At 41.3% G+C, this 11,725-nt stretch carries 12 protein-coding genes and 1 pseudogene; 4 read left to right on the forward strand and 9 right to left on the reverse strand.

Features of this window, described 5'->3' with window-relative positions:
* Positions 1-35 precede the first annotated feature (35 nt).
* The gene (gene gnd / locus ACWNM1_RS01785) at positions 36-1,439 is read left to right on the forward strand and encodes a decarboxylating NADP(+)-dependent phosphogluconate dehydrogenase (protein ID WP_449599370.1); all 1,404 of its coding nucleotides are present in this window, start codon (positions 36-38) and stop codon (positions 1,437-1,439) included.
* A gap of 447 nt (positions 1,440-1,886) precedes the next feature.
* Positions 1,887-2,372: a pyridoxamine 5'-phosphate oxidase family protein gene (locus ACWNM1_RS01790; RefSeq protein ID WP_449599372.1), complete on the forward strand. Its 486-nt coding sequence runs from the start codon at positions 1,887-1,889 to the stop codon at positions 2,370-2,372.
* Between the two features lie 268 nt (positions 2,373-2,640).
* Here the strand turns inward: ACWNM1_RS01790 and ACWNM1_RS01795 are convergent.
* The 3 genes and pseudogenes from ACWNM1_RS01795 to ACWNM1_RS01805 form a co-directional block, all read right to left on the reverse strand.
* Positions 2,641-2,733 (reverse strand): annotated as a pseudogene (locus tag ACWNM1_RS01795) (DsbA family oxidoreductase); the annotation flags it as partial.
* A 106-nt stretch (positions 2,734-2,839) separates the two neighbouring features.
* Positions 2,840-3,484, reverse strand: coding sequence for an NAD(P)-dependent oxidoreductase (locus ACWNM1_RS01800; RefSeq protein WP_449599373.1), 645 nt, complete (start codon positions 3,482-3,484; stop codon positions 2,840-2,842).
* A gap of 17 nt (positions 3,485-3,501) precedes the next feature.
* Positions 3,502-4,161, reverse strand: a complete 660-nt coding sequence (locus ACWNM1_RS01805) for an SDR family NAD(P)-dependent oxidoreductase (protein ID WP_449599375.1) — start codon at positions 4,159-4,161, stop codon at positions 3,502-3,504.
* Between the two features lie 197 nt (positions 4,162-4,358).
* Between ACWNM1_RS01805 and ACWNM1_RS01810 the strand changes: the two genes are divergently transcribed.
* Positions 4,359-4,952 carry a TetR/AcrR family transcriptional regulator gene (locus ACWNM1_RS01810; RefSeq protein ID WP_449599376.1) on the forward strand — a complete coding sequence of 198 codons (594 nt, stop codon included), beginning with the start codon at positions 4,359-4,361 and terminating at the stop codon, positions 4,950-4,952.
* Positions 4,953-5,157: 205 nt separating this feature from the next.
* Here ACWNM1_RS01810 and ACWNM1_RS01815 read toward each other — a convergent pair whose 3' ends face one another.
* Both ACWNM1_RS01815 and ACWNM1_RS01820 read right to left on the reverse strand, forming a co-directional pair.
* Complete coding sequence (locus ACWNM1_RS01815) at positions 5,158-6,129, reverse strand: aldo/keto reductase (RefSeq protein ID WP_449599377.1); 972 nt, start codon at positions 6,127-6,129, stop codon at positions 5,158-5,160.
* A 93-nt stretch (positions 6,130-6,222) separates the two neighbouring features.
* Positions 6,223-6,975, reverse strand: a complete 753-nt coding sequence (locus ACWNM1_RS01820) for an SDR family oxidoreductase (RefSeq protein ID WP_449599378.1) — start codon at positions 6,973-6,975, stop codon at positions 6,223-6,225.
* 149 nt (positions 6,976-7,124) lie between these two features.
* On the opposite strand from ACWNM1_RS01820, the gene ACWNM1_RS01825 reads away from it, so the two are divergent.
* Positions 7,125-7,574 carry a MarR family winged helix-turn-helix transcriptional regulator gene (locus tag ACWNM1_RS01825; protein WP_094869779.1) on the forward strand — a complete coding sequence of 150 codons (450 nt, stop codon included), beginning with the start codon at positions 7,125-7,127 and terminating at the stop codon, positions 7,572-7,574.
* 249 nt (positions 7,575-7,823) lie between these two features.
* Here the strand turns inward: ACWNM1_RS01825 and ACWNM1_RS01830 are convergent, their stop codons facing one another.
* The 4 genes from ACWNM1_RS01830 to ACWNM1_RS01845 form a co-directional block, all read right to left on the reverse strand.
* A complete protein-coding gene (locus ACWNM1_RS01830) occupies positions 7,824-8,024 on the reverse strand; it encodes a hypothetical protein (protein WP_449599380.1) in 201 nt (66 codons plus the stop codon).
* A gap of 121 nt (positions 8,025-8,145) precedes the next feature.
* A complete protein-coding gene (locus tag ACWNM1_RS01835; RefSeq protein ID WP_449599381.1) occupies positions 8,146-9,711 on the reverse strand; it encodes a histidine kinase N-terminal 7TM domain-containing diguanylate cyclase in 1,566 nt (521 codons plus the stop codon).
* A gap of 384 nt (positions 9,712-10,095) precedes the next feature.
* Positions 10,096-11,085 carry a glycoside hydrolase family 43 protein gene (locus ACWNM1_RS01840; RefSeq protein WP_449599382.1) on the reverse strand — a complete coding sequence of 330 codons (990 nt, stop codon included), beginning with the start codon at positions 11,083-11,085 and terminating at the stop codon, positions 10,096-10,098.
* 29 nt (positions 11,086-11,114) lie between these two features.
* Positions 11,115-11,725 (reverse strand): carbohydrate ABC transporter permease (locus ACWNM1_RS01845; protein ID WP_449599383.1); only part of this gene is annotated, 611 nt, incomplete at its 5' end.

Here is an 11,725-nt window from a genome sequence, read left to right on the forward strand (position 1 = left end):
GTTTTTTACCTATTAATTAGAAGGAGCAGGACAAAATGTTCAATACAATTGGTGTCATTGGTTTAGGGGTAATGGGCAGTAATATCGCTTTAAACATGGCTAGTAAAGGTGAGCAAGTGGCTGTCTATAATTATACGAGGGACTTAACCGATAATCTTGTTGGCACAACAAAAGGTCAATTAATCCATCCCTACTACAAAATTCAAGACTTTGTTCACTCTTTAGAAACTCCAAGAAAAATCTTCCTTATGGTCACAGCGGGCAAACCGATCGATTCGGTGATCAGTGCATTAGTACCTTTTCTTGAAGCAGGTGATGTGATTATGGACGGTGGTAACTCCCATTACGAAGATACTGAACGTAGATATGATGAATTGAAGTCTAAAGGAATCGGGTATTTAGGAATCGGTATTTCCGGAGGTGAAGTTGGAGCTTTAAAAGGACCTTCGATCATGCCTGGTGGAGATAAAGCCGTATATGAAAAAGTAGCTCCTATTCTAACAAAAATAGCAGCCCAAGTGGACGACGACCCTTGCTGTGTTTATATTGGTCCAAAAGGTTCCGGTCACTTTGTGAAAATGGTCCATAACGGAATCGAGTATGCAGATATGCAATTAATTGCAGAAGCCTATACATTTTTAAGAACAAGATTAGGTTTATCTGTTAACGAAATTGCTGTCATCTTTGAAACATGGAATCAAGGTGAACTGAACAGTTATTTAATCCAAATCACCGCTGAGATTTTACGGAAAAAGGATGAAATAACAGGCTTACCGCTGATCGATGTGATTCTTGATAAAACAGGGCAAAAAGGCACAGGTAAATGGACGAGCATTCAAGCAATTGATACCGGGATCCCATCATCCATTATTACAGAGTCATTGTTTGCCCGCTACATCTCCTCTTTAAAAGAGGAACGGGTTTATGCAGGCAATATCCTATCCGGGCCTGAGATGGATCACCCGAGTTTAGATAAAGATTTGTGGATTGAGTACGTTAGACAAGCATTATATATGGGCAAAATTTGTGCCTACGCACAAGGATTCACACAATATAAAATGACTTCTGAACTTTACGGATGGGATTTACCTTTAAAGGATATTGCCCTTATTTTCCGTGGTGGATGTATCATTCGTGCAGAATTCTTAAACGTCATAAGCCAAACTTATCAAGCACAGCCAAATCTGGCTAATCTATTAATCGCCCCCTATTTTGCTGAAAAGGTTAAAGAATATCAAATAGGATTGCGAAAAGTTGCCTGTGAGGGTATTAATTCTGGTATTTCGTTTCCATGTTTAAGTGCTTCACTAACATATTACGATAGTTACCGGACAGGCATTTCAAATGCTAACCTTTTGCAAGCACAACGGGATTATTTTGGAGCCCATACTTATGAACGAAGTGATTTAACAGGATTCTTTCACACAAACTGGCAGTGATTGATAGTGTTAGTAAAAGGTTCATTATTTCTTGATGATACCCATACTATTTCGTAAATCAGTTTCCTTATTTTTGACATAACTCTTCTCGGGACCCGTAGATGTCTTCATCCTGGTTCTACAGGGCAGTACTTTCCTCAAAGAGTTTTAAATCAAATCATTCTCTTTTGTAAACGGAATCCTGCGCAACTCTATAAAAACTTGCAGTTATTTATGGTACGGTTCTCCGTTACATCTATAGTACGAAATCGAAGGGCACCTGCTCGAGTACCTTATACTATTGCTAAGTGTACTATTTTAAGACTCTATCAGTTGAACCATACCTAAGTCGAGCAGAGGATTATGATAGCGATTTAATATTTTATCGTATTATTTCTCACATGCGCTAAGATTTCACAATGATAAGCTTAACATTGTATGCCTTATGTCACTTTAGGGGGTAGTATAATGAGCAAGTACGACGAAGCCATGAAGCTGCTGGAAGAACAAGTGGGTAACAAGGACGGTCTAATCTCTCTATCCACCATCGCGCTGGAACCGGGGGCCAATGGCAAAACGCGTCCCGCCGCCCGGATTGTGGACGCCTATTATGAGGATGGCGCGTTCTACACCGTTACATACGCGACCTCAGGCAAGATGCAGCAGATCGCACAAAACCCCGAAGTCGCCGTTTGTATCATCGTCGAAAACTTTACGGCCGATGGTATAGGTGAAAACCTGGGCTGGGTATGTGACGAGAAAAACGCGGAGATGATGACCAAGCTGCGCACAATATTCGCCGAGTGGTATAACGAAGCCAATAACGACGAAGACCCTAACACATGCCTGCTGCGCATTCGCCTGACAAAGGGCCTGTGGAATGACGCCCATAAAGGGATCAGAAATGAGATTGATTTCGTCAATAAGACGGCAAATTATAGGGCAGCTAATTGAGCAAGCGAGAAAGGCAATGACGATTAAGGGCAAGCAGACTGTCACTTCATTTAATGATTTGGAGATTGCTTTCGTTGAGTTATGACGAAAAGAATAAACCGCCCAAAGTCCAATAAGGATTTTGGGCGGTTTATTGTTCTGCCTATTTCGCTTGAACTGCCTGACTGTTCACGGTCTGCCTGTCTACAGGCTGTTCTAAAATACTTTGTAATTGTTCTCGACAATGCTTTCATAATATCTCTGTCTTACAAATGCTTATTGGCTTCACTTATTGAGATGCTTGGTTAAGAGCATTTATAAATACCTCTGTTGGTTGTGCGCCGGATATCGCGTATTTTCTATCAATGACAAAGAAAGGTACCTGGGAAGTCAGAAATGTCAGAAAACGTGATGAAGAAGACATATATGATATGATTCCCTATAATACAATTGTGGATGTTTGTTTTAACGGTTTTTTCACTTGGGACTTATTTATTATAAATAATGGGCATTTTTCTAATCAATTGTTTATCACGAGCGGCGGAGTACATGAATTTAGCAACATTTTCTCTTGAAACACCTAAATTAGCCGGTTTATCACCGAATGAATAATCATAAGATTGTCCTTTGTGCTTAACATTTGGATTAATAATTCGAACAACTGTCCAATCAAGGCTCGATTGTTTAATAATCCCTTCCATTTTTTTCATTTCTGCATGACCGTTCGGAAGGAAAATTTTAGCTAATACTCCCGGAAGTATCGTTGAAATGTTTTTCTTATCGTCATCCGATTGCAACGCTGGCGTCGCAAGTGTAATTAACCTCTTTTTGTCAAGCTTTTTCATCGCTCTAACAATCAGTTCGTGTCCATCGGCAATCGGCGTGCCTTTAAGCTTTCGTGACATGTCAGACGCTGGTCCCAGTGTGCTGATTACGACATCCGCTTCAGCGACTGCCCTCTCGATGGTTGAGGTATTTGAAAGTTCCCCATGTACAAAGGTCAAATTGGGATGTTTGAGGCTATATTTTTTTGGGTTTCTAATATATGCCGTTACGAAATCTCCGTGTTCTAAAGCTAATTGTGTTACAAGCTGTCCAATTGCACCACTTGCACCAAAAATAGTGATATTCACATTTTTACCTCGATTAATTATATTTTGTCTTCTGTTATAAACTCTTCAACGCGATCTCTCTTGGAATACATGTCGTACCAAATATCAGCGATTTTATCCTGAACTCCTGAATTAGGTTGCATCCAAATTCCAATCGATAGATGACCTGCATAAATCCCTTTATCCGCTAATTCGCTGTTCAAATTAAAGATATAATTACGAAGTCCTGAGATTGCAATTCCGACATTACCCATCCTTGGAACTGAGTGGACTGATGCACCTCCAGTTGTAAATAACAGGGCACCGCTTTGCTTATCCAACATTTCCGGCAGCACTTGCCGGACACTCGATAAAGCACCTAAAACATTGAATTGAAATTGGTATAAGGCATTTTCTTCGGTTACATCTAATGCTGGTGCTACTGTATTGATGCTCGGCGTTGGACTGTATTCAAGAACATCAATAAATCCGTATTTCTCTTTAATAGCGGTGAATGCCATCTCAATTTGTTCTTTATTTAATATGTCTGCTTGAAATGGAGTAGCTTCGATTCCCAATTGTTCTAATTCACTAACCAGCTGGTTCAGCTTTTCTTCATTTCGGGCAATAAGAGCTACGCGAAAGCCATTTTGTCCGAATTTCTTTGCAATGGACATTCCTAATCCTTCTCCTGCTCCAACGATCGCTATAGTTTTCATTTAAAATCACTCCTTTAGTTAGAGTTAATTATCAATAAGATAAATAATGGTCAATGTGTTGTATATTTATCTTGTGTTTATTATGATTAATAAAAGGTCAGCATTCAATATTTAATATTTCTGATTTTGAGAGATAAAATGCAGTTTCAGCACAAATGTCGTATATCTAACAAAAAAAATTAAGGGAATGAGTCATAATGAACAAAAAAACCGATTTGCGGATCATTCGCTCCAAACATTCGATAAAAAAAGCGTTTATAGAGCTTCTTACTGAAAAGGGATACGAAGGGATTACGATCCAAGATATTGCCGATAAGGCAATGATTAACCGGAATACATTTTACCTTCATTATCAGAACAAGCCCGATTTGTTAAATGCGTCTATGGATGAATTATTAGAAGAACTAAATAGTACACTCAATCTTTGTTCGAGCAGTAAATCTCCTGTTAGTGGCTCTATGCTTGAACAACTAATGCAAACAATACTGGAGAAAATTAAGGACAATATTCCTTTTTACAAAGCATTGTTACTTGATGAGAATAGAATTTATGGTTTTCAATCAAAAATGGAGGAAATTATAAAAAATACAGTGGAAGATGGCTTGGATAATACTCCCCTGAAGATTTCAAAGGAATTATTACTCCAATATATCGCATCTACTTTTATTGGCATTGTAATATGGTGGGTTAAAAATGATTTTTCTTATACTCCAAAGGAACTCGCTTCTCAATTCGGAAAAATTCTAACTCATGGACACTTAAAAGCCGCAGGTATTTCAATCGATGATTAAAGTGATAAATGCTTACGAACCAGTAGCTGGGGAGATAGAAAAGAAAAGGAGCCCTCGAATGACTCGAATGATGGCTCCTTTTCTTCACCACAAAAGCAAAAGAACTCTTCATGAGAAATAGCATGAAGAGTTCTTCCCATAGAATTGAACATATAAGAGTTAGGCTCTGCATGATTAGCAGATGCACACCTTACTTGCGTCAAATTTATACAAATGGATGTGGAATATACAGTTCTTCTAAACGGGTAATTTCTTCAGAAGTCAATTTAATCGACAACGCCAAAACCGCATCTTCCAGATGGCTGATTTTGGTCGAACCCATAATCGGCGCTGTGACCTCTTCCTTTTGCAGCAACCATGCAAGTGCAATTTGTGCACGCGAAATTCCCCGGTTAGCGGCAATTTCCACAACTCTTTCCGCGACTTTGCGATCAGCCTCTTCCGTTTTATTAAACAAAGCCTTTGCTACCTGGTCCTTCTCTGATCGCGCGGTCTGCTCATTCCAATCCCGAGTTAACCGGCCTGCAGCCAAAGGCAGGTAAGGAGTGACGCCAACTCCCTCGTCTCTGCAAAGGGGGAGCATTTCTCGTTCTTCTTCCCGATAGAGCAGGTTTAATCTATTCTCCATGGAAACGAACCGTGTCCAGCCGTTGCGCTCTGCGACATGCTGAGCTTTCGCAAACTGCCATGCCAGCATGGAGGATGCTCCGATGTATCTGACCTTGCCCGCCTTAACTAAATCGTGAAGAGCCTCCATGGTCTCCTCAATTGGCGTATTAGGATCCCACCGATGGATCTGGTACAAATCGACATAGTCTGTTCCGAGTCGTCTTAGACTGTTATCAATTTCGGTCATGATAGCTTTACGGGAAAGTCCCACAGCATTCGGACCTTTGCGCATCGGAACAAATACCTTTGTTGCTATGACGACTTCGTCACGTTGAGCAAAGTCCTTTAGAGCACGCCCGAGAATTTCTTCGCTTGTTCCGTCGGAATACATGTTGGCGGTGCTGAAAAAGTTGATGCCCGATTCGAGTGCCATCTTAATGATCGGTCTGCTTTGCTCCTCATCCAGAGACCATGGGGTATTGCCGCGTTCAGGTACTCCGAAGCTCATGGTTCCAAGACTTAACCTTGAGACCTCTAACCCGCTGCGTCCAAGTTTTACATATTCCATTTGATTGCACACTCCTTAAGGATATTGGGAAGGCATTCAAGCCTTCAGGTTGTCTACACATATCTCCGTGAGCCAGTGCCACTCGAGACTACGTCACCACGGGAGTTGGTGTCTTTCGTTTGAGAATGTGCCCGTCGGACCGTCCTCGTTGAGGAGTGCAAGGCGCACGGGATGTCGCGCGGCTTGCTCGACAGTGCCCGTGCCCTCAAAGTTGTTGAGATCCGTCGCGGTGAAGCCCGGGCATACCGCATTGACCTTAATGCCTGTCGACTCGAGTTCAATGGCAAAGGCGAGCGTAATCGCATTGAGAGCCGTCTTCGAAGGGCTGTAAACGGCGCCGAACATCTTGCGATGTGAATTAGTCGGATTGGCGTTCAACGTCAGCGAGCCCGAACCGCTTGATACGTTGACGATACGCGCTGTCGGCGCTTCGCGAAGGAGCGGCAGCATCGCTTGCGTGACGGCGATGACGCCGAACACGTTCGTCTCGAACACTGCTCGCACCTCTTCTAGAGAGGCTACGCTTGGGCGCCCCGACTTCCCGACCTCCTCAAGAGGCCTGCCCGGCTGACCTTGGTGCGATATGCCCGCATTGTTCACGAGCACATCGAGACGACCGAGCTCACTCCGGATGCGCTCTGCCGCGGCGGAGATAGAATCCTGCTTTGTAACGTCGAGTTGGAGACCATGGGCATCCGCTCCGATACTCTTCGCGGCCGTCTCCCCTTTCTCGAGATTGCGGGAGCCGACGAGCACAGTGAAGCCGTGAGCCGTGAGATCTTTGGCGATTTGAAGACCAATTCCTTTATTGGCTCCGGTGACCAAGGCCACGGGTTTATCCTGCATAAGAAACAACTCCTTTAGTGGGGATTTACTGTTCGATACAGGTTAATACATCAACTTGGTAGTCGACAGTTTTCTCCGAGGTTGACACATCAACTTGAATATAGGCTAACACCTTGTGGTTGATGTGTCAACCATGATATTATACTTGCATGGATATCAACAAAGTAAACGAAGATGAAATGCAAATATGGAATATGTGGAAAGGCTCCTTTAAACGAATCTTCGGTCGCGTTGTTAAGGAGCTTTCTGAACGTACAGGACTATCAGAAGGAGACTTTGGAATACTAGATCGGTTAATCCAATTCGGAGATGGAAAGCTTCGCCAACAGGAACTAGCCGACTCGATGAACTGGGATAAGAGTAGATTATCCCATCATTTGACTCGGATGGAAAAACGGGGCCTTGTTAAAAGGGGGCCATTAGACGCAGATCGTGGTGTACAGGTCATCATTACTTCTGCAGGAAAAGCAGCTTTGGATGAGGCCCTGCCCATCGTCTCAATGGCAATACGCAAGTATTTTCTGGATCAATTAACCGATCAAGACATTGAATCGATTACGAAGCTTGCGGAAAGAACAAAAAGCGACCCTAGCCTCTAGTAAAGCCTCGTTAACTTGATCGCTTCTCTGGGCGCTGTCCATGCTGTATATTCGAAAACGACAAGGGACTGAACCGGTCTTTCCCTTTATCTGTACCTCCAAAAAACACGCAGCAGCCCGTTTAATTCGGCTTTTCCGCCAGTCGTGGGTAGCTCACCCCCTTTTCGCCCTACTTATGATACGGTTCACCGCGCTGTCTGTAACGGCAAGTTTTTAAGGCCATCCATGCGGATGGCCTTTCTCTTTTTGTTATGCCTGACCTGTTACACGTAATCCTTTTTCGGTTGCGCTTTCAAAAAATAATCTTTCGATTTCATGCATACTCTCATTTATAACCATCTCATATACCGAAGGAGCCTGTTCAAAGCAACATACTCTAACAACATCTATAGGCTTAAGTAAATAAGAAACACTTCTTACGGTTTCAATATTAGCCTGGTTGAGTAGCATACCTCTTTCCAGTTCATCCTTGATTCTAATTAATATAGGAGTTCCTTCAGGAACAAGACTTATAATACGTCCGCCAAGTTTAATAGCTCTTTCTAAATTCTTTTCTTAATATTTTCTTGTACTATTCCACAAATTCGTACTTTTCAGTAAAAACCCGCACTTGATTTCGACCAGCTCTTTTGGCAGCATAAAGTGCTTCATCAGCTTTCTGAAGAAGTTGATAGATAGTTTCCTCCACAGCTCCTGTCGTTACGGATACTCCAAAACTGGAGGTAACCGATACAAATTGCTCATTTTCAACTAGAGGCTTCTGTTCAATGCAAAATCTAAGGTAATTAGCGAAGTTTTCCCCTTCCGCTAGTGTATAGCCAGGTAAAGCGAGTACAAATTCTTCACCACCATATCTAGCAAATAGTATATGTTCTCCCGTCTCAGCCTTACATATTTGAGCCACATGTACTAGTATTTGATCTCCGGTTTGATGCCCATAAGTGTCGTTCACTTTTTTAAAAAAATCAATATCAAATAGAATAATTACAAAGGATGACAATTCATCCTTTGCTTTCATCAAGCTTTGCTCACTTTTCTGAAAAAAGGCACGACGATTGTATATTTGTGTAAGCTCATCATAATAGGCTTGATGCTCTAACTTTTGTTGTAATGTATGTAGCTCTGTTATATCCGTAAATATAATTAGTAAGCCGGAGTTATTACTTGATTGTTGAAGCATAGAAATACGTAACTGATAAATATAATTAGCTTGATGAATCGTAACATTCAATTTATCTGATATCGTTTCTAATTGAACAGGGAATGATTGATCCGTTAGCATATACCAAACTTGATCAAATGGCTGCCCTAACGTTGATCGATCCAATTCACTAAACATATTTTTAAAAGCTTGATTATATTCGATTAATTGATAGGTATCATTAAGCACAATTACACCATCGTTCATACTATTAAAGATCGTTTCCTTCGCAACTGGCATAATTGATAACATTCGTGAGGAAGTAATAGACCAAAGATACAAAGCAGATGAAAACCAAATAACCATTGGTACAGGATCGATACCATCGGGTGTCGCTCCTATGAATAATAAAAATGCAGTCACTATTGGAAGCAATTGACCGCAGATGAGGGCAAATAATTGAAATCGATATACACTAACTGTTTCCTTCCAGCGTGAAAGTAGCAATAAGAGCGCAGCTAACATACAGCTAAAAATGTAAATATTATGTACAGCAAACCAAGCCCCATATTCGATCTCACTATATGGAGCCCCAAGCACCGAATTGATATCATATATTCTATAGTAAAAATGATGGGATTCATTAGTTACATTGATGAGAAAAGTAATACAAGGCATGGTAAGTAGAACGATTATTCTTTTTCTCGTTATTTTATAACCCAAATATTGCATGACAAACATTAATCCTAACGGAGGGAAAAATGGCATTCCTGCATACTGTACAATATTCCAAAATCTAAGCTGTTCTAACGAAGTCGATGTTAAGCTAAAGGCATAACCAAAACAATAAATCATTGAAGTTAATGTATTCCACATGAACAAATTAGCGATATTTGTATAATAATGTCTCCTCCAATAAGTAAAGACAAGTATAGACAAATTCAGAACAGCCGAAGTACAAACTAATGTTATATATGCTGCTAGCTTCGAATCCAATAGGTATACCCACTTTCATACAATACATATATATTTAAGATGTTGATCTGTTCCTTGAACCATGTAGAGGATTCCGTCCACATCACTATTGTGTCTGTACTACCCACATCGTATTGATTATTGCTTTAACTTAGCATGACACTCATGACAGTAGCAACACATTTCGCCAATCAGTAATGTTATGATTACTATTTCGTCTATACCGATCACGACCGATCACGAAATAGTTAGTACAACATTACGTATTTCATCACTTCTATTGCATTGCAAATAAGTACCCATCGATTGAATGGGTACTTGTTTTATTTCTAATTATAAAGGTTTTTCCATGTACGACATAAGTTCAACTAAATCCATTTAGAATTTTGCAAGGCGCTTGCAGATCTATTCGTATTGTGCAGAACGTGCAAGTGCCGCAACAGAACCGCGAAAATCAGGTCTGCCATCGTCCGTCCACAACAGCTCCGCTACAAATGTATGGCGATTCGGATCGTATAGCGGATCTCCTGCAATATCCTTATACGTTCTTGCGTGGAACACAAACAAAGTCTTCTCGCCAGTCTCTGACACCGTGAAACTATTATGACCAGGGCCATACATCGAGATGCTCTCATCTGTCGTGAGAACCGGTACTTTCGACTTGCGCCATGAGGCAGCATCGAGCAAATCCGAGTCCGCATCGGCTTCAAGCAAACCCATGCTATAATTGAAATCAGTAGCGCTAGCAGAGTAAGTGAGGAATACCCGATTATCTTTGTGCACAAATGCCGCGCCTTCGTTCACTTTATACCCGATGATCTCCCAGTCATATTCGGGCATCGTAATCATCGTTTGCTCCCCAATCAACGTCCACGGATTGCTCATTTTAGATATGTAGAGATTAGAGTTGCCTTCGATTTCAGGATCCTTTTGTGCCCATACGTAATAGAGGCTACCATTGTGCTCAAAGGTAGTGGCATCGAGGGAGAAGCTTTCCCACGCGGTACGAACCTGTCCTCTTTCCGTCCAGCTGCCTTCGAGCGGATTTGCATTTTCATTCTCCAGTACATACATCCGATGGTCGAACAAGCCTTCTGTCGTTTCCGACGTATGCGCGGCAGCGAAATATACGTACCATTTTCCATCAATAAAATGCAGCTCTGGCGCCCAAATATTGGCACTAAGGATGCCAGTCTCTCTCTTTCTCCAGATCACTACAGGAGCTGATGTAATAAGCCCTTTAAGGTCCTGTGCCCTACGGATTTCAATCTGATTATACTCTGGAACCGAGGCCACGAAATAATAATAACCATCTGAATGTCGGCATATAAAAGGATCAGCTCGTTGCTCGATCAATGGTTTAATGACGCGTAACTCCTCTTGTTGGACTCCCATCTTATCACCTATTTCATAAGTAATAGATACTAACCTTTAACAGCACCCGCAGTCATACCATCAATGAAATATTTCTGGAAAGCGATAAACAATATGAAAATTGGAATGATGGAGAAGAAGGAGCCCACGATCAGAAGGTCATAGTTATTCCCATAAGGAGTTAACAATGTTTTTAAACCGATTGGCAGTGTATATTTATTTTGATCTCCCAACACCATGAATGGCCACAATAGATTATTCCAGCTATTCATACCATTCAGAATGGCCATTGCCGCAAAGGAAGGCTTCATAATCGGCATAATCACTCTGAAATATATCGCATATTCGTTTGCTCCATCAACTCGCCCAGATTGAATAATTTCTTTGGGTATGCTTCTGAGATATTGCCTAAAGAAGAATATCGTCCCGGCATTAGCTATACCCGGCAGAATGATTGCCGAATAGCTATTCACCATTTGCAAATCATTTATTAAGCTGTACAAAGGAACCAGCAATATTTCAAATGGCACCATCATAATGAGCAACACACATATAAAGAGGAAGTTCTTACCTTTGAAATCATACGCTGCAAAACCATATGCAACAAAAGCGCTTACAAATAGTGTTAAAGCAACCTGAATGATTGTTAACGTCATACTGT

This window comes from Paenibacillus sp. Marseille-Q9583 (genome assembly GCF_976954365.1).